The 18,486-nt window shown below is 56.2% G+C and carries 18 protein-coding genes and 1 pseudogene; 17 read left to right on the forward strand and 2 right to left on the reverse strand.

From position 1 onward, the window contains the following. Positions 1 to 263: 263 nt before the first annotated feature. The 9 genes from ENI00_RS12145 to flhB all read left to right on the forward strand — a co-directional run bounded on the left by ENI00_RS12145 (position 264) and on the right by flhB (position 7,267). Positions 264 to 1,496 (forward strand): flagellar hook-length control protein FliK, encoded by a 1,233-nt coding sequence (locus ENI00_RS12145; protein WP_304102618.1) that lies wholly within the window; start codon positions 264 to 266, stop codon positions 1,494 to 1,496. A 185-nt stretch (positions 1,497 to 1,681) separates the two neighbouring features. After that, positions 1,682 to 2,191 carry a flagellar basal body-associated FliL family protein gene (locus ENI00_RS12150; protein ID WP_304102620.1) on the forward strand — a complete coding sequence of 170 codons (510 nt, stop codon included), beginning with the start codon at positions 1,682 to 1,684 and terminating at the stop codon, positions 2,189 to 2,191. Positions 2,192 to 2,272: 81 nt separating this feature from the next. Beyond that, on the forward strand, positions 2,273 to 3,271 hold the full coding sequence (gene fliM / locus ENI00_RS12155) for a flagellar motor switch protein FliM (protein WP_304102623.1): 999 nt from the start codon (positions 2,273 to 2,275) through the stop codon (positions 3,269 to 3,271). Beyond that, positions 3,264 to 3,794: a flagellar motor switch protein FliN gene (fliN, locus tag ENI00_RS12160; RefSeq protein WP_304102626.1), complete on the forward strand. Its 531-nt coding sequence runs from the start codon at positions 3,264 to 3,266 to the stop codon at positions 3,792 to 3,794. The genes fliM and fliN overlap by 8 nt, the downstream gene beginning before the upstream one ends. Position 3,795: 1 nt before the next feature. Next, positions 3,796 to 4,239: a flagellar biosynthetic protein FliO gene (fliO, locus tag ENI00_RS12165; RefSeq protein ID WP_304102629.1), complete on the forward strand. Its 444-nt coding sequence runs from the start codon at positions 3,796 to 3,798 to the stop codon at positions 4,237 to 4,239. A gap of 8 nt (positions 4,240 to 4,247) precedes the next feature. After that, positions 4,248 to 5,012, forward strand: coding sequence for a flagellar type III secretion system pore protein FliP (gene fliP, locus ENI00_RS12170; protein WP_304102631.1), 765 nt, complete (start codon positions 4,248 to 4,250; stop codon positions 5,010 to 5,012). A gap of 27 nt (positions 5,013 to 5,039) precedes the next feature. After that, the gene (gene fliQ, locus ENI00_RS12175) at positions 5,040 to 5,309 is read left to right on the forward strand and encodes a flagellar biosynthesis protein FliQ (protein WP_304102634.1); all 270 of its coding nucleotides are present in this window, start codon (positions 5,040 to 5,042) and stop codon (positions 5,307 to 5,309) included. A gap of 3 nt (positions 5,310 to 5,312) precedes the next feature. Next, positions 5,313 to 6,098, forward strand: a complete 786-nt coding sequence (fliR, locus tag ENI00_RS12180; RefSeq protein WP_304102637.1) for a flagellar biosynthetic protein FliR — start codon at positions 5,313 to 5,315, stop codon at positions 6,096 to 6,098. A gap of 32 nt (positions 6,099 to 6,130) precedes the next feature. After that, positions 6,131 to 7,267 carry a flagellar biosynthesis protein FlhB gene (gene flhB / locus ENI00_RS12185; protein ID WP_304102639.1) on the forward strand — a complete coding sequence of 379 codons (1,137 nt, stop codon included), beginning with the start codon at positions 6,131 to 6,133 and terminating at the stop codon, positions 7,265 to 7,267. A gap of 179 nt (positions 7,268 to 7,446) precedes the next feature. Here the strand turns inward: flhB and ENI00_RS12190 are convergent, their stop codons facing one another. Both ENI00_RS12190 and upp read right to left on the reverse strand, forming a co-directional pair. Further along, entirely contained in the window at positions 7,447 to 8,703 is a 1,257-nt protein-coding gene (locus ENI00_RS12190) for a uracil-xanthine permease family protein (RefSeq protein ID WP_304102641.1), read from the reverse strand. Positions 8,704 to 8,705: 2 nt separating this feature from the next. Continuing rightward, positions 8,706 to 9,344 (reverse strand): uracil phosphoribosyltransferase, encoded by a 639-nt coding sequence (gene upp, locus ENI00_RS12195; protein ID WP_304102644.1) that lies wholly within the window; start codon positions 9,342 to 9,344, stop codon positions 8,706 to 8,708. Positions 9,345 to 9,577: 233 nt separating this feature from the next. Here upp and flhA point away from each other — a divergent pair, with 233 nt between their 5' ends. From flhA to ENI00_RS12235, 8 genes and pseudogenes are all read left to right on the forward strand, one after another. After that, on the forward strand, positions 9,578 to 11,758 hold the full coding sequence (gene flhA / locus ENI00_RS12200; RefSeq protein WP_304102647.1) for a flagellar biosynthesis protein FlhA: 2,181 nt from the start codon (positions 9,578 to 9,580) through the stop codon (positions 11,756 to 11,758). Between the two features lie 60 nt (positions 11,759 to 11,818). Further along, positions 11,819 to 13,138: a flagellar biosynthesis protein FlhF gene (gene flhF / locus ENI00_RS12205; RefSeq protein ID WP_304102650.1), complete on the forward strand. Its 1,320-nt coding sequence runs from the start codon at positions 11,819 to 11,821 to the stop codon at positions 13,136 to 13,138. Between the two features lie 72 nt (positions 13,139 to 13,210). Then, the gene (locus ENI00_RS12210; protein ID WP_304102653.1) at positions 13,211 to 14,023 is read left to right on the forward strand and encodes a MinD/ParA family protein; all 813 of its coding nucleotides are present in this window, start codon (positions 13,211 to 13,213) and stop codon (positions 14,021 to 14,023) included. Between the two features lie 29 nt (positions 14,024 to 14,052). Next, entirely contained in the window at positions 14,053 to 14,796 is a 744-nt protein-coding gene (locus ENI00_RS12215; protein ID WP_304102656.1) for an RNA polymerase sigma factor FliA, read from the forward strand. A gap of 160 nt (positions 14,797 to 14,956) precedes the next feature. After that, positions 14,957 to 15,340, forward strand: coding sequence for a chemotaxis response regulator CheY (gene cheY, locus ENI00_RS12220; protein WP_304102659.1), 384 nt, complete (start codon positions 14,957 to 14,959; stop codon positions 15,338 to 15,340). Between the two features lie 20 nt (positions 15,341 to 15,360). Next, positions 15,361 to 16,146, forward strand: coding sequence for a protein phosphatase CheZ (locus tag ENI00_RS12225; protein ID WP_304102662.1), 786 nt, complete (start codon positions 15,361 to 15,363; stop codon positions 16,144 to 16,146). A gap of 17 nt (positions 16,147 to 16,163) precedes the next feature. After that, positions 16,164 to 18,296 (forward strand): chemotaxis protein CheA, encoded by a 2,133-nt coding sequence (locus tag ENI00_RS12230; protein ID WP_304102665.1) that lies wholly within the window; start codon positions 16,164 to 16,166, stop codon positions 18,294 to 18,296. Positions 18,297 to 18,336: 40 nt separating this feature from the next. After that, a pseudogene (locus tag ENI00_RS12235) lies at positions 18,337 to 18,486 on the forward strand (chemotaxis response regulator protein-glutamate methylesterase); the annotation flags it as partial.

Genomic DNA, 18,486 nt, shown 5'->3' on the forward strand with positions numbered 1-18,486 from the left:
ATGTTGTGTCAGGACGCAGAAAAAGCCGGCCAGGAAAAACGGCTGAGCGAGGCGCAGCCTGCGGTTGCCGCTATAAAAGCAGAGTTCACGCGAGTGACCGCCGGGCTTGATACGCTGCTGGCGCGCGGTGCCCAATAGCAGCGTGACGCGCTAAGAACGCGCGGCTGGCATCGCTTTTGCAATTGTTTGGGAAATCGCCTGGAAAACAGTCCTGAGGAGGGTTGAACAGTGCGTTTACCGACCAAAAGCGGCAAGAGGTTGCCATGACACAGACAGTTCTCCCCCAGACTCCCGCCCCCGGGGCGCCGAACGACATTGGCCCACCGAAAACAGGCTCCGCCCGAGACAGCAGCGCCGGTGAGAGCCGGTACGAATCGGTTTCCCGTGCGGAGCAAAAACGTCTTGATCGCCAGCGCTCCGAGCGTAATGACGAGGCTCGCGATGCCCGTTCCGCGCAAGAGAAACGCCCCGAAAAAGACGGCGATGCGCGGTCAGTAAACTCATCCGAACCGGAAAACGGTGGCAAGACGTCCGCAACCGACGAGGGCAAACCGGGTGAAAAAGCAATGGCAGACACAGCAACTGCCGGCACTGCAACGGCAGACCAGGCCACGCTCGACAAAAGCGCTGAGGCGGCTCCGGAGATGGAAGCCACCACCACTCCGTTGACCTTTGCAGATCTGCAGGCGCTGTTGTTGCCCGCAACCGGTCAGGTGGGAGCGGCAGGTAAAGCAGCAGCGGGCGCGGCGGCAACGGGTGGAGGCATTGCCCAAGGAACCGAATTGTTTGCCGGGCTGTTTGGCGGTAAACCCGGACAGGGTGCATCGGGCAGTGCTGGCAGTGCTGGCAGTGCTGGCAGTGCTGGCGGTACTGGTGGATTGTCACTGAGTGATGGATTGTTTTCGCTCGGTGCAGAAAAAGCCGGTGCTACAGACCCCTCCAACCTGCTGGCGGGCACTCGGTTTGGCGCGGCCATGGAGCTGGTTTCCCAGCAGGGCGCCTACGCTGGCGGCAAGCTTGCAACCGAAGCGCAAGTGCCGCTGAGGAGTTACGCAACGTCGATTGATGTTCCCGTCAGTCACGCAGAGTGGGGAGATAAACTGATGGGTAAGCTCAGCTGGCTAACAGCCAAAAACCTGTCAGTAGCTGAGATTCATCTCACACCCCCCGACATGGGGCCAATGGAGGTGCGGGTTCGCGTTTATAACGAGCAGGCCACGATTACCGTCCACGCGGCGAACCCCGTGGTGCGGGATCAATTGGAGCAGAATTCGCACAGGCTGCGGGATATGTTGGGTGAGCAGGGTCTTTCCCTGGCTCAGTTCGATGTGTCAGACAACTCCCAGAATCAGCGCGGCGAACAAGGAGCGGGTGACGGAGAAGGTTCGTCGTCCGGTGCTGGTGCCGGGCCCCTGGCTGCCGAAGGCGGTGAGGCGGCGGCTCAAGCTGGTAGCCTGGACCTGAGCTGGAACGGCGCCGTCGATCTATTTGCCTGAGTGCCCACGCATCTCATCTGGCATTCCTCGGGCATTCCTCGCCAATCTGCTTTGCCCATCCCTTCTTGCGACGCTAAACTGCGGTTCCGAGCGCGGGGGTTGGCTCTTCTGGCCCGCCCTTTGCAGTCAATTTGTAAATGTCATGGAAAAGTACGTCCATTGACGGATTTCTGGCGGAAAATACGATGGCAGAAAATAACGGCCCTGAAGCGGCACCGGCCAAAAAAGGTAAGCTGAAGCTGATCATCATGCTTACGGTTGTCGTGATACTGGCGATTGCCCTTTCGGTTGCGGGCACAGTGTGGTTCCTTGGCGGCGGATTGCCCGGAATGGACAACGCGGCGCAAAGCCAAGACGATGTAGCAGAAGAGGTCTTTACGCCGAGTATCTATTTGAACATTGAAAAAGGCCTGGTAACGACGGTCAAGAGTGAGGGTCGCCAACGCTATGCCCAGGCCTTTATCGCGCTTGGGGCAACAGACCCAGAGGCACTGGCGGCCGCGAAATTGCATATGCCCCTGATACGCAGCCAGTTGGTCACGGTGCTCGGCAGCAGCGATTTCGCAGCGCTGCAGACTCCCCAAGGCAGGCAAGGCCTGGTGGATACCATGCTGGCAACGGTTAATCAGGTGTTGGAGCAGGAGGGCGAACCCGGCGTCAACCGTGTGCTGTTCCGGAATTTTGTCGTTCAATAGGTGCAGTTCGATAGGTTAAGAGTTCAATAGAGCCTGGCCCCAAGCGGGTCCTTCAAGCGGCAGGACAGAGCAGGAAAAAGTATGCAGGATCTACTGTCACAAGATGAAATTGATGCGCTTCTCCACGGCGTGGATGACGGTGACATTGATACGTATGAAGAAGCTGACGAAACCGGTGTAAAAAATTACGATCTTGCCAGCCAGGATCGCATCGTTCGCGGCCGAATGCCCACGCTCGAGATGATCAACGAGCGCTTTGCCCGATACACCCGCATCAGCCTGTTCAATCTTTTGCGCCGCAACGCGGATGTCTCCACCGGCGGCGTTCAGATCATGAAGTTCGGCGAATACATACACACGCTTTACGTGCCTACCAGCCTGAATCTGTGCAAGGTTCGCCCGTTGCGCGGAACCTCCCTGTTTGTTCTGGACGCCAAGCTGGTCTTCAAGCTGGTTGATAACTTTTTCGGGGGGGAAGGCCGGCACGCAAAAATCGAGGGCCGGGAGTTCACGCCCACGGAAAACCGCATAGTGCAGATGGTGCTTAACCAGATTTTTAATGACATGCAGGAAGCATGGCAGGCCGTCATCAAAGTGAATTTCGAGTACCTCAGTTCCGAGGTAAACCCGGCCATGGCCAACATTGTGAGCCCCAGCGAAGTGGTGGTGATCAGCACGTTCCATATCGAGCTGGATGGCGGCGGCGGTGAGCTCCACTTTGCTTTGCCCTATTCAATGATTGAACCGATCCGGGACGTGCTTGACTCGGGTGTGCAAAGCGACGTTGACGACGTCGACGAGCGTTGGGTCAATGCGTTGCAGGAGGACATAAAAGAGGTGGATGTTCCGATCAACACCACCGTTTGTCGGCGCAGGATTTCCCTGAGAGACGTTGCCAAACTGAAAGCCGGTGACATCATTCCTGTAGAAATGCCTGAATATCTCACGGTAACGGCCAACGGTATTCCTGTATACAAGGCGACCATGGGAACTCGGGATGGAAAACTGGCGCTTCGAATTCACGAGCGGGCGACACGGCCCAAGTTAAAAAAACAACTCAAGGTAGGACACAATGGCTGACGATAAAAAAGACGGTCAGGAGCTGAGCGAGGACGAAAAGCTGGCAGCAGAATGGGAAGCGGCCATGGAGGAAACTGGTGAGGACACGGCGGAAGATGCGGAAGAGTCCCGAGATGATGAGTGGGCCCAAGCCATGGAAGACGCCGGAGATGCGCACAACAAGAGTGACGATGCGGGCGAGGACGCCAGCAGCAATGTAAAAGCCGCGCCCATGGAAGAGTTTGACACGGGTTTTCTGGCCACTCAGGGCGGCGGACCGCCACCGGATCTCGATGTTATTCTGGACATCCCCGTCAGTATCTCCATGGAAGTCGGGAATACCCAAATCCCTATTCGTAACCTTCTACAATTGAATCAGGGCTCGGTGATAGAGCTGGATCGGCTGGCAGGCGAACCCTTGGATGTGCTGGTTAACGGCACGCTTATCGCCCACGGCGAAGTGGTTATGGTTAATGAAAAATTTGGTATACGCCTCACGGATGTGATCAGTCCGGGTGAACGCATCAAACGGTTGCAGAAATAGAATGGGAACCAGAACGGCGGGTTTGTTATTGCTGCTCACGACCATGCCAGCTGTGGCCGAAGAAACGGCCAAAACGATAAAGAGTAGCCCTGGCAGCACGGCGGATACACTCGGCACGCTGCTTAGCCTGGGCGCCGGTTTGCTGGCGGTGATCGCTGTTATTTACGGTTGTGCCTGGATTATCCGTCGGATGAACGGCATGACGGGTATGAACAACAACGCAATCAAGGTTGTGTCCGTCATGGCAATTGGCGCCCGCGAACGCATCGCTCTGATTGAAGTGGGCGGGCAGCAGATCCTTCTGGGTGTTACCCCCTCCGCTATCCGTACGCTCCAGGTTTTTGAAGAGCCGGTTGTGGATGCGAGCAATCCGAACTCCGGAGACTTTGCCCGACGCCTGCAAAGCATGATCGGTAAATCCTGGACAGCCCCGAACAAGGAATGAACAGGCCCATGATGGTGGCAACGCTTAAACGATTTATTCCGCTGTTTGTTTTATTCGGCGGCCTGTTCTGGACACAATTTTCCTATGCGGACTTGCCCGGTATTCCGGCGTTTACCGTGACGCCAGGCGAAGGCGAGGGCATTCAGGAATACTCAGTCACCCTGCAGATTCTCGCGCTGATGACCGCGCTGACGTTCCTGCCCGCCATGCTGATGATGATGACGTGTTTTACCCGCATCATCGTAGTGTTTGCCATCCTGCGCCAGGCTCTGGGCCTGCAGGCCACGCCGTCAAACCAGATACTGCTTGGCCTGGCTCTATTTCTCAGTATTTTCATCATGAAACCGGTACTGGAAGAGGCCAATCGTGTCGGGTTGCAGCCGTACCTGCAGGAAGAAGTCACGTCACTGGAAGCGGTTGAGCTTGCCAGTGTGCCGTTCAAAAAGTTCATGCTGGAACAGACCCGGGAAGACGATCTTGCGCTCTTCATGCGCATTGCGGATGTTCAGTACGACACCCCTCAGGATGTTTCGTTCTGGATACTGATGCCGGCGTTCGTCACCAGTGAACTCAAAACGGCGTTTCAGATAGGGTTTATCCTGTTTATTCCGTTTCTGATTCTCGACATGGTTGTAGCCAGCGTGCTCATGGCCATGGGCATGATGATGCTGTCACCGATTATTATCTCGTTGCCCTTCAAGATAATGCTGTTTGTTCTGGTGGATGGCTGGGCTCTTATCATGGGTACTCTGGCCGCCAGTTATGGACTGTAGGCCGGTTGTAAAAAACAGGAGAGAAGCATGACGCCAGAAACCGTTATCGACATCCTGCGGGAAGCTCTGTGGATGATTGTGCTTTTCGCCTCCGTGATCATCGGGCCGGGGCTGGTTATTGGCCTTGTGGTCAGTACCTTCCAGGCAGCAACCCAGATCAACGAACAAACGCTCAGCTTCTTGCCGCGCCTGTTGGTCACTCTCATTGTTATCATTGTTATGGGGCCGTGGATGCTGACCAAACTTCTGGATCATGCACACCGGCTGATCTCCAGCATTCCATTTCTGATCGGCTGAGCCATGACCCCCATGGAACTCAACGCAGACGTGCTCGGCCAGTGGGTCGGGCAGCACCTCTGGCCGCTGTTTCGGCTGGCCAGCTTTCTGATGGTTATCCCCATATTCGGCACTCAACTGGTGCCTGCCAGAGTGCGTCTCGGGCTTGCATTGTTGATGACCATTCTGATTGTGCCCATGATCCCCGACGTGCCGCAGGTTGAAGCCCTGAGTGCCGATGCCGTGGTTATCAGCTTGCAACAGATTCTGATTGGCGTCGGCATGGGATTTGCGCTCACCGCCCTTTGGCAACTGTTTGTTATTGCCGGGCAGATGATTGCCATGCAAATGGGCCTGGGCTTCGCCTCCATGGTCGATCCGGCTAACGGCGTTAATGTGCCCGTGTTGGCTCAGATTTACACCATTACAGTGACCTTGCTGTTCCTCGCCATGAACGGTCATCTGGTGGCGTTTGAAGTGTTTATCGAAAGCTTCCGAACCCTGCCCATCGGCATGGAAGGTCTGGGTCAGGTGGGGGTGTGGGAACTGGCCCATCGCATCAGTTGGATGTTTACCTCCGCCATGTTGCTGGCACTTCCGGCGGTGACCGCCGTGCTCATTGTCAGCATATCCTTCGGCGTAATGACCCGGGCAGCACCGCAGATGAACATCTTCGCCCTGGGCTTCCCGATTGGCTTGATTTTTGGATTGTTTGCTATCTGGGTGCTGCATGCCAATTTTCTGCCGCACTTCGAAGAGTACACCCGACAAACCTTTGAATTTATGCGAAACCTTCAGGGGCAGCCCTGAACCGGCCCCGGTGATCTTTCACGAGTCAGAGCATGGCAGAAGAGAACGACAACAGTCAGGAAAAAACCGAAGAGGCCACGCCCCGAAGGCTCGAGAAAGCACGGGAAGATGGCCAGACAGCTCGATCAAAAGAGTTGGCGACCATGGCCGTGCTCATCGCCGGCGCCGGTGGTTTGCTGATCTTCGGAGCGCAGCTGGGTGCCGCAATGGAAGCCATTATGCGCGATGCGTTTACGCTTGAGCGCTCTGCCATATTCGATACCCGGCACATGAGCCTTCAGCTTCTGGCCTCGGCCAAAGAAGCCGCTTGGGCACTGGCGCCTATCTTCCTGCTCCTGCTCATAGCCGCGGTTGCCGGCTCCATTGGCATTGGAGGGTTGCTGTTCAGCGGCAAAGCCATAGCCCCTAAACTCAATCGCATGGACCCCATCAAAGGCCTGGGGCGGATGTTCTCCGCGCGATCCCTGATTGAACTGGTCAAAGCCATCGCCAAAGTGGGGTTGGTGATGGCGCTCGCAATTCTCATACTGAACGTTCGCACCGAGGATCTGCTTGCCATCGCTGAAGAATCCGCGGTTCCGGCGATGGAACACGTGCTCTGGACATTGGGCTGGAGCTTTTTTCTGCTCGCCTGCGCCACCATTATCATTGCCGCAATCGATGTGCCGTTCCAGATTTTTGACCATCACAAAAAACTGCGGATGACCAAGCAGGAAGTCAAAGACGAATACAAGGACTCCGAAGGCAAGCCCGAGGTCAAAGGCAAGATTCGCCAACTGCAACGTGAAATGTCCCAGCGCCGTATGATGCAGGACGTGCCCACCGCTGATGTTGTGATCACCAACCCGAGCCACTATGCGGTGGCGTTGAAGTACAACCCCGATTCCATGGGTGCGCCAATGGTCGTCGCCAAAGGTGCCGATGAAATTGCGTTTAAGATTATGGAAATTGCCCGGGAGCACAAGGTGGAGCTTCTACGCACGCCGCCTCTTACGCGAGCTGTGTACCACAACAGCGACATAGGCGACGAAATCCCCGATGGCCTGTACATGGCCATCGCCCAGGTGCTGGCCTACGTGTTCCAGCTCCGGCAGTTCCGCAAAGGGCGTCGGCCCAGGCCCGGCATGCCTGATTTGCCGATACCTTCGGATTTGCGGCGTGATGTCTAAATCTCGCGATATCTCGACAGTCGAATCGCAGACGTGCGAAGCCCCTTTCCAAAAATGTTGGAGGCCAGGGACGGCCGGAAACAAGCGCACACGGACGTGCTCGTAGCGGTTTTTGGAAAGGGGCTTCGCACGGCTCGCAGGCACCCCGATCACAGGCTGCCTGCGGGCGAACACAGATGTCAGTCTTCATTATGCTCGTAAATGGCCTTGCCCCAGGCCTCGCGGCTGCCGGGAAGTATCAGGTTCAGGATTACGGCGGCCACCGCACACAGGGCGATACCCTCAAGGTGGCCCAGAACCATACCGCCGATACCGAACACCAGAGTGACACCCACAATAACCAGATTCCGCGCCTGGGAAAGATCCACCTGATGGCGAATCAACGTGCTCATTCCCACCACCGCAATAGACCCGAACAGCAGGCACAGAATGCCCCCCATCACCGGCGCCGGGATAGTCTGTAGAACCGCGCCGAATTTACCCACGAAGGCCAACACAATCGCAGTGCCAGCCGCCCACCACATAATCTTCGGGTTGAAATTGCGGGTCAGCATCACTGCGCCCGTCACCTCGGAGTAGGTCGTGTTGGGTGGCCCGCCCAGCAGGGCCGCAGCGCTGGTAGCCAGGCCGTCGCCCAGCAGAGTGCGATGCAAGCCAGGCTTCTCAAGATAGTTTTTGCGAGTGACATTGCCAATCGCCAGAATATCGCCGATGTGTTCAATGGCCGGTGCAATGGCAACGGGGATCATGAACAGAATGGCGCCCCAACTGAACTGCGGAGCAACAAAGTTGGGAACCGCAAGCCAGGGCGCCTGCTGGACAGGTGTGATATCTATAATGCCGGCGAACGCAGACAGGATATAACCGACAATCACACCAAACATAATGGGGATCAGGCGGAAAATGCCTTTGGACCAGACAGACGCAACAATGGTCACCGTCAACGAAATCATCGCAATCCAAAGGGCCGTGTCCTCTGGCACCAACTGCACTGCACCATCGCCGGTGCGACCTGAGGCCATATGCACCGCAAGCGGTGCCAGCCCCAACCCGATCACCATAATGACCGGCCCGATAACCACTGGGGGCAGAAGGCGGGTTATAAAGCCGGCACCACGCAGCTTTATGGCGCCGCTGAGCACGACATAAAGAATGCCCGCTGCCATCAGGCCGCCCAAGGTTTCTTCAAGGCCGAATCTGCCCTTGGACGCTATAACCGGTGCAATAAACGCGAAGGAAGAGGCCAGGAAGATCGGAATTTGACCGCCGGTCACAATATGAAAAATGAGCGTGCCTAAACCGGCCGTAAAGAGCGCAACATTGGGATCGAGGCCGGTAAGCAGTGGCATCAGCACCAGAGCGCCGAAGGCGACGAGCAGCATCTGGGAGCCGGCAATCGCCTGTTTCCAGACAGGATCGTTGGTATGGTCTTCCATGATCAGACGTCCTTCTGCTTGGTGCCGAATATTTTGTCGCCAGCGTCGCCAAGCCCGGGCAGGATATAGCCCTTCTCATTCAGGCATTTGTCCACAGACGCGGTGTAAATGGACACATCCGGGTGCTTGTCCAGAACGTTCTTGATACCTTCCGGCGCGGCTACCAGCACCAGGGCGCGAATTTCGGTGCTTCCGGCTTTTTTGAGCACGTCGATGGTGGAAATCATTGAGCCGCCGGTGGCCACCATCGGGTCGACAATCAACGCCGTGCGCTGATCCAGCTCACCCACCAGTTTTTCCAGGTACGTATTGGCTTCGAGTGTTTCCTCGTCGCGTATCTGGCCCACCACGCTCACCCGAGCCACAGGAATAAGGCTCAGAACCCCATCGAGCATGCCCAGTCCGGCCCTTAGGATGGGAACAATGGTGATTTTCTTGCCGTGTATCTGCTCCACGGTTACCGGTCCGGCCCACCCCTCAATGGTCTTTTCTTGCAGGTTGAAGTCTTTGGTCGCCTCGTAGGTGAGCAGAGCGCCGACTTCCTGTGCCAGTTCACGGAAGTTTTTGGTACTGATGTCGGCACGGCGCATCAGGCCGAGTTTGTGTCTGATCAGGGGGTGTTTTACCTCGTGAATCGGCATGGGCTCACCTGTTTGTAGATCCGGAGTTATGAAGTTGCGGGTTCGATATAACGTTTAGGTGGCGCAAGGATACCGCATCTTTTAAGGCGAGTCAGGCTGGTAAAGTCACCTCGTGGCCGAAAAATCAAACGCGATGGTATGGATCTTGCGGTATCCCTGTGAAAGATGCGTGGGCGTCAGAATTTCGACCTTTTAAACGCCTTCAGAAACAGTGAATCGGAGATGCTTCGGGCATGGACAGAGCTTTAGTCCTTCATAATGTCAAATCCCTGACGCGAGGCAACCTCGGCGTTCCCATTATGTTGATGGGGTTGTTGGGTATGATGATTCTGCCCATGCCGGCCTTTTTGCTGGACGTGTTTTTCACGTTCAACATTACGCTCTCGATCGTCATTCTGCTGGTGTGTGTTTACGCACTTCGGCCTATGGAATTTGCGTCCTTTCCCACGGTATTGCTGGTTGCAACGCTGCTGCGTCTTGCCCTGAATGTGGCTTCTACCCGGGTTGTGTTGCTGGAAGGCCATGAAGGCGGCGATGCAGCGGGTAAGGTTATTGAATCGTTCGGAGCGGTACTGATTGGCGGTAATTACGCGGTCGGTCTCGTGGTGTTCGCCATTCTGATGATTATTAACTTCCTGGTTGTTACCAAGGGTGCTGGCCGGGTTTCGGAGGTCAGCGCGCGGTTCACTCTGGACGCGATGCCCGGCAAACAAATGGCGATTGATGCCGATCTGAACGCCGGCCTTGTTAATCAGGAGGAAGCCAAGTTTCGGCGCGCCGAGATTGCCCAGGAAGCGGATTTTTACGGCTCCATGGACGGTGCGTCCAAATTCGTCAAGGGCGACGCGGTTGCAGGCCTGTTGATTCTGGCGATCAATATTATTGGCGGTGTGGCCATTGGCATGCTCCAGCATAGCCTTAATTTCGGGCTTGCGATGGAGCGCTACGCGCTGCTCACCATTGGTGATGGGCTGGTTGCCCAGATTCCGTCACTGCTGCTTTCTACCTCTGCTGCCATCATGGTGACCCGTGTAACCTCCAGCCAGGATATGGGCGGGCAGATCCTTCAGCAGTTGTTCAGTGCCCCCAAAGCGTTGGCGATCGCTGCCGGTATTCTCATATTGCTCGGCCTTATTCCGAACATGCCCCATGTGGCGTTTCTGGGGCTGGGAGGCCTTGCCGCTGCGAGCGCCTGGTTTATCTGGAATAGAAACAGACAAACCGTGGAAGAGGGCAGCTCGTTCCCCAATCGGGTCGCAGCCGGTGTCCAGCCTGGCTCCGGCGCGCGCGATGTACCACTTGCCGGCGACTCTGGTGGCGATCCAGGCCGCCAGCTACCGGCGCCGGGAGAAACCCGCGAGCTGGGTTGGGATGATGTGACAACCGTGGATATCGTTGGGCTGGAAGTGGGCTACCGCCTGATTCCCCTGGTTGATAAATCCCAGGGTGGCCAGTTGCTGAGCCGTATCAAAGGTGTTCGCAAAAAGCTGTCCCAGGACATGGGTTTTCTGATGCCCTCTGTGCACATTCGCGACAACCTGGATCTCATGCCCAATGTGTATCGCATTACGTTGATGGGTGTAACCATCGCTGAGGCTGAAATACACCCCGACCGTGAGCTGGCAATCGATCCCGGCCAGGTATTCGGAAAAATAGAAGGTATAGCGGGCAAGGATCCTGCGTTTGGCCTGGATGCCAGTTGGATCGAGCCGGAGAAAAAAGACCAGGCCCAGACGCTGGGTTACACCGTGGTCGATGCCAGTACCGTTGTGGCGACGCACCTGAATCAGGTGCTGCAAAAGCATGCCCATGAACTGCTGGGGCATGAAGAAGTACAGAAGTGGTTGGACCAACTGGAGAAAATCTCGCCCAAGCTGGCGGAAGAGCTGGTGCCGACAACGGTATCCATCAGCCTGCTGTTGAAAGTGCTGCAGAATCTGCTTAGAGAAGAAGTGCCCATCCGCGATATGCGCTCCATTGCAGAGTCCATGGTGAACGTGCATCCGAAGAGCCAGGATCCCAAGTTGCTGACCACGGTAGCGAGACAGGCGCTGCGCAGGATGATTGTTCAGACCATCTGCGGTAACGATCAGGAAATACCGGTGATTACGCTGGATCCGGACTTGGAACAGTTATTGCTGAAGTCTGTTCAGCAGAGTCAACAATCCGGCGGACAGGAAGATATTGGGATGGTTCTGGAGCCAAACATGGTGGAAAAGCTGCAGCGCTCATTGCAAGACAGCGTGCAGCGCCAGGAAATGCTGGGTAAGCCCGCCATTCTGCTGGTATCCGGCCCGCTGAGGCCGGTGCTTGCAAAGTTTGCCAGCTTCGGTGTTGAGAGACTGCATGTGCTCTCGTACCAGGAAATACCGGATAACAAGCAGATTACGATCGTGGCGTCCGTGGGTCAGTAAGCGCGCGGATGAAAGAACGGACGGCGCCGGAACAGCGTTGCCGGTAGAGGATGCAATAACATGAAAGTAAAACGTTTTTTTTCCAAGAGCATGGCCGAAGCCCTGAAGCAGATCAGTGAACAGATGGGGCCGGATGCGGTCATCCTTTCCAATCGGCGCGTAGACGGTGGCGTTGAAATTGTCTGCGCATTGGATTACGACGAAAATATGGCGCGCCAGAGTCTGGGTGAAAAAGCCAGTGAGGCCACCAACGGCGCTCGGCTTGCGGAAATGCAGGCAGAACAACACCGTCGACTGGAAGATGAACTGAGTCGCTCCCGTTCACGCATTCGCGACGTTCGGGAAAAGCGATCAGTGCGCAATCAGGGTTATCCCGAAGCCTCAATGGCAGAGCTGGAACAAGCCGGGTGCGACAATTTTGACGAACCTGCATCCTCGGGTCGCAGCAGCAACACAGACTATTCCGACGAGCTTGCCGGCATGCGCGCAGAGATCAGCGCGCTGCGGGATCTTATGGGTGGCCAGCCAAGTGAACCGAAAAAGCCCGGCGTCAATGCGGTTCAGCAGCGGCTTGCGGAACGGTTGCAGGAGCTCGGCCTGAGCCCGGATCTGGCCGGTTCCCTCTCCCGTCGCCACAAAGTCGGGAAGCTGGAAGAGGGTTGGAAGCAGGCACTGAAAATGCTGGTGGTCGGTGTGCGCACGTCCCGTCAGGAATGGCTGGACGAAGGTGGTGTCTATGCCTTGGTCGGCCCTACGGGCTCTGGCAAGACCACTACGATTGGCAAACTGGCAGCCCGTTATGTGTTGAAACACGGCTCCGATTCTTTGGCGTTAGTCACCACAGACCGCTATCGGGTGGCGGCGCATGAGCAACTTTTCGTATTCGGCCGCATTCTCAACGTGCCGGTTCGCGTGGTGGACGAAAGCCACACATTGGATGACATTCTTGAAGAACTTTCGGATCGTCATCTGGTGCTGATTGATACCGCTGGGCTGACCAGCTCCGACAAAGGCTACCAAGAGCAATTGACCGAGCTGGCCCGCAGTCACCATAAGGTGCGTACGCACTTGGTGGTGTCTGCAACCAGCCAACCGCGTATTATGAAATCCGTATGGCATTGCTATAAGATGGCAAATCTTACGGGTTGCGTGATGACAAAGATTGACGAAGCGCTGACCTTGGGCGAATCTCTGGGCTTTGCGATGGAAACCGGCTTGCCGGTGGCCTATTACACAGACGGGCAAAAGATTCCGGGTGATTTGCACCACGGCGAATCGGTTCCGCTTGTGCGCCTGGCGGTTGAGCGTCTGAAAACGCTTCAACAACAGGCCGCTGCAGAACGGTTATCCGGCGCAGAGCGCCCGCAAGAAACGGCCTGAGGCCTTGAAGTTTTGAGTTGTGTTCAGCTATGAATCATACCCGGCTAAACGTTGCGAGAGATAATAAACAGTATGAGCAAAGCACATCCGGTACAGGTGATCGCAGTTTCCGGCGGCAAAGGAGGTGTCGGCAAGAGTAACGTGTCGGTGAATCTTGGCATCGCTTTGGCCCAGAAGGGCCGGCGTGTGGTTTTGCTTGATGCGGATTTGGGTCTGGGCAACATTGATGTGCTGCTTGGCATTACCGTAAACCGAACCTTGCAAGATGTGCTGGATGGCGAGTGCGATCTCAAAGACGTGCTGGTTAACGGCCCGGGTGGTATCAAAATTATTCCCGCCTCTTCCGGCACTCAACGTATGACGCAGCTCAGCACCATGGAACACGCAGGTCTGATCAGTGCCTTCAGCGAACTGGGTGATCAGATTGACGTGCTCATTGTGGATACCGCCGCAGGCATTTCCGAATCGGTTGTGAGCTTTCTTCGAGCCGCGCAGGAGTTGCTGTTGGTCGTTTGCGATGAACCGACCTCCATAACAGACGCCTACGCGTTGATTAAATTGATGAATCGAGACTATGGTACTAACCGTTTCCGTATTCTCGCCAATCAGGTGGGCAACGAGCAGGAAGGTCGTCATCTGTTTGAAAAGCTGACTCGGGTAACCGAGCGCTTTCTGGACGTGGCACTGCAATACGTCGGAATGGTGCCTTACGACGAAGCCGTAAAAAAAGCGGTTCAGCGCCAGAAAGCCGTGTTGGACGCCTACCCCCGGGCAAAAGCTTCGCTCGCGATCAAGGCATTGGCTGACAGAGTGGAAAGCTGGCCGTTGCCGTCTTCGCCCCGAGGCCACCTGGAATTCTTTGTGGAGCGGCTCGTCGAAGTCTGAAACGGATCCCGTCAAACAAAACCGGATACATGACATTGGCGAAAAACCTGGGAATCTATCACCAGTCTGGCGTAAAAAGTTCCTCAGAACTGATCGAGGCGCACGCGCCACTGGTCAAGAAAATCGCTCTTCACCTCTTGGCTCGACTGCCGGCTTCGGTGCAGCTTGACGACCTTATGCAGGCCGGAATGATCGGTTTGCTGGAAGCCGCACAGCGCTATAGCTCAGCCAAGGGCGCAACCTTTGAAACCTATGCCGGTATACGTATCCGGGGCGCCATGGTGGATGAAATCCGCAAAGGTGACTGGGTGCCGCGCTCGGTTCACCGGAATGCCCGCCGGGTTGCTCAGGCTATCAAGGCCGTTGAAAACCGCACAGGAAATGAAGCCCAAGACGCGGACGTTGCCGAGGAACTCGGCATGGCGCTGTCGGAATACCACGCTATTTTGACCGATGCCAACAGCGGGCGACTTTTTAGCCTTGATGAGCTCAATGAATCGGGCGACCTGCCGATAGAAGAAACAGGGGCCAGTGATAATCCGCTGGACGGTCTGGCTTCTGCCTCCTTTCGGAGCACGCTGGCCGCGGCTATTGAACAACTCCCCGAGCGCGAAAAACTGGTTCTCAGTTTGTATTACCAGGAGGAGCTGAACCTGAAGGAAATTGGCGCAGTGCTGGGCGTCAGCGAAAGTCGGGTCAGCCAGATTCACAGCCAGGCAGCGCTGCGGTTGCGTGGCAGGCTCTCGGAGTGGCGCCACGAAGACGGCCGTTAGGCCGGGTTCAGGTGTCTGGATGGTACTGGAGTGTAGTGTTTGGTAACCGATGCTTTACAACCGCGACAAAGATCAGACAATAAGTGCTTAAATCTGCGGCCTGCTACCCATTGAGCGCAAAGGTCAAATGAATCCCGGGTCTGACTAACTGGAGGTCCCTTTGGACAAGAACATGAAAATTCTCATTGTGGACGATTTCTCGACAATGAGACGGATTATCAAAAACCTGCTCCGCGATCTGGGCTTCACCAATACCGACGAGGCAGATGACGGCAACACGGCGCTGCCTATGCTGAAAAGCGGCAAGTACGCTTTTCTGGTAACAGACTGGAACATGCCGGGAATGTCCGGGTTTGATCTGCTCAAGGCCGTTCGGGCCGATGACAGCCTGAAAACCCTTCCGGTGTTGATGGTGACCGCCGAAGCCAAACGCGACCAGATTGTGGCGGCCGCCCAAGCCGGTGTGAACGGCTACGTGGTGAAGCCTTTCACGGCCGCTGTTCTCAAGGAAAAAATTGAGAAGATCTTTGAACGAATCCAGTAACCCGAGATTGGATGGATCGTATGAGTGATAAGGAAAAGGTCCACCGGGGTCTCGAGCCGGAAGTTACCGAAAAACTCCGGCAACAATCGGCAGAGCTCAGTAAAAGCGTTGAAAACGGAGATTACGTCCGTGCGATGACCCTGATCAATGAGCTGGGTGAAGTTCGGGATCAGAGCCTGTATCGGGAAGTGGGGCGGCTTACCAGAACGCTCCATGAATCAATCCGGAACTTTCAGATAGATCCGCGCAGCGCGGAACAGAAAGAAGTTCTGTCGATGATGACAGACGCCTCAGACCGGCTTGCGTACGTAGTTCAGATGACCGGCCAGGCTGCCAATCGCACCATGGATCTGGTTGAAGAAAATATGCCGGTTGCCCGCGCCATGCGTGATGAGGCGTCTGCTCTGCGGGATGATTGGCAGCGCTTGCGCCGTCGGGAAATGGAGCCTGCCGAGTTTCGAGAGCTGTACGGGCGTATTGACAACTTTTTTGTGAGCCTGACCCAAGACGCCGAGACCATTTACGGTGGCCTGTCGGAGATTCTGTTAGCGCAGGATTTTCAGGATCTGACCGGTCAGGTGATTCAGCGCGTTACAACGCTGGTCAAAGACGTTGAAGAACAGATGCTCAGTTTGGTGGTAATGGCCAGTCACGTTGATCAGCTCACCGGCACGGTGCATCAGATCGAAAGCGAGGAAGTGTCTGCCGAGCAGGGCGTAGGACCTCAGATCAAAGCGCAAGAGCGTGAAGATGTGGTTTCGGGACAAGACGGCGTAGATGATTTGTTGTCCAGTCTCGGTTTCTGATTATAAGAGGTTAGCCCATGGCGTTTGATGCCGATGATGAGATCCTGCAGGACTTCCTTGTGGAAGCCGGAGAGATTCTCGAAAAGTTGTCTGAGCAGCTTGTCGATCTGGAGAAACATCCGGACGACAGCAACCTGCTCAACGCCATATTCCGTGGGTTTCATACCATCAAGGGCGGTGCAGGATTCCTGCAGCTTGATGCGCTTGTCAGTTGCTGCCACTCCGCAGAGAACGTCTTCGACATTCTGCGCAACCATAAGCGGCAGGTGGATTCGGAGCTCATGGACGTTGTCCTGGAAGTTCTTGATCACGTTAACGCCATGTTCGAGCAGGTGCGTAATCGCGAAGAACTGACGCCGGCACCGAACGAACTGATTGCAGCGCTGGACGCTTTGGCTCTGCCCCAGAGTCAGAGCCGGAGTCAGAGCGAAAGCGCCGCCGTGGAAGAGACTTCACCATCCGGCGCGGACGATGGCGACATTACCGACGATGAATTCGAGCGCCTGCTTGACGCCCTCCACGCGGAAACACCCGCGGCCGAAGTTCCCCAAAGCCCGACTCACGAGCCGCCGGCTGACGACAAGGGTAGTGCCGGCAATGACATTACCGATGACGAATTTGAAGCGTTGCTGGATGAACTTCACGGCAAAGGCAAGTTTGCGGCGCAAGAGGCTTCGAGTGACGATGCGCAAACTGAAGAGCCCTTGGCCAAAGACGCAAACAAAGACGCACCCGAACCGGCGACGGGTAGCGACGCTGGGCTGATCAGCGACGACGAATTTGAGAAACTGCTGGATGAACTACACGGAAAGGGCGGCAGCCCGACAACCGGTAGCTCGACAACCGGCAGTCAGGTAACCGATTCTTCCGGCAAACCCGCTCAGGAAAAAGCGCCTGTCGAAAAAGCATCTCCTGAAAAGGCCCCTTCTGAAAAAGCTCCTGTTAAAACAGCGGCCCCAACGCCCCCGGCCAGGGAATCTGCCCCGGCGGCTGAAACCACCGTTCGCGTTGATACCAAACGGCTCGACGACATCATGAATATGGTGGGTGAGCTGGTACTGGTGCGAAACCGATTGCAGCGGTTGGGTTCCGAGAGTGCGGACGAGCACATGCACAAGGCGGTATCCAACCTGGATATTGTGACCACAGATCTTCAGGCTGCGGTTATGCAAACCCGGATGCAGCCGATCAAGAAAGTATTCGGCCGCTTCCCGCGTGTTGTGCGCGATCTGGCCCGGAGCCTGAAGAAAGAAGTAAGCCTGGTGATGCACGGAGAGGACACAGACCTCGATAAAAACCTGGTTGAGGCCCTGTCAGATCCACTCGTCCATCTGGTGCGAAATTCGGTGGATCACGGTATCGAAGCACCAGACGTGCGTGAGAAAGCCGGTAAGCCGCGACAAGGCACCGTTATTCTGTCGGCAGAGCAGGAAGGCGATCATATTCTGCTGTCCATCGATGACGATGGCGCCGGGATGGATCCGGAAGTGCTGCGACGCAAAGCGGTGGAGAAAGGAATTTATGACCAGGATGCCGCCGATCGCCTCACCGAAACCGAGTGTTTCAACCTGATCTTCGCCGCGGGCTTTTCCACCAAGGACCAGATTTCTGACGTGTCTGGCCGGGGCGTGGGCATGGACGTGGTCAAGACCAAAATCGGCCAGCTCAACGGCCAGCTCAGCATTGTGTCAACGTTGGGCAAGGGCTCACGCGTTATCATCAAAGTGCCCTTGACCCTGGCCATTATGCCCACGCTGATGATCAAGCTCGCCGACCAGGCGTTTGCGCTGCCGCTGGTCAACGTGGTTGAAATTTTCCATCTCGACCTGACCCGCACCAACATTGTCGACGGTCGCGAGTGCATCGTAGTGCGCGACAAGGTGTTTCCGCTGTTCCACATCAAGCGCTGGCTTATCAGAGACCCTGCAGCAAAGGCTGAACCCGGGAACGGTCACGTTGTGATCGTTGCGATGGGCACCCGCCAGGTTGGATTTGTGGTGGATCAGCTAGTGGGCCAGGAGGAGGTGGTTATCAAACCTCTGGGGCGCGGGCTTCAGGGCACCCCCGGCATGGCCGGCGCCACCATTACCGGCGACGGCCGTATCGCGCTCATTATTGATGTTCCCAGCTTACTTCAGCACTACAGCTGAGCGTTCGGTTGGGGCAAGGGATTTTCGGTAGGAGAAACGGATGACAGTGTCTGTCCTGGTCGTTGACGATTCGGGGTTCTTCCGCAAACGGCTGACGGAAATACTGACGGCGTCCGGGCAGATCCGGGTGGTGGGTGTTGCTACCAACGGCAGGGAGGGCGTTGAGCTGGCGGAATCCCTGCGCCCCGAC

This window comes from Marinobacter antarcticus (genome assembly GCF_011049865.1).
In the GTDB taxonomy this organism is placed as follows: domain Bacteria; phylum Pseudomonadota; class Gammaproteobacteria; order Pseudomonadales; family Oleiphilaceae; genus Marinobacter; species Marinobacter antarcticus_A.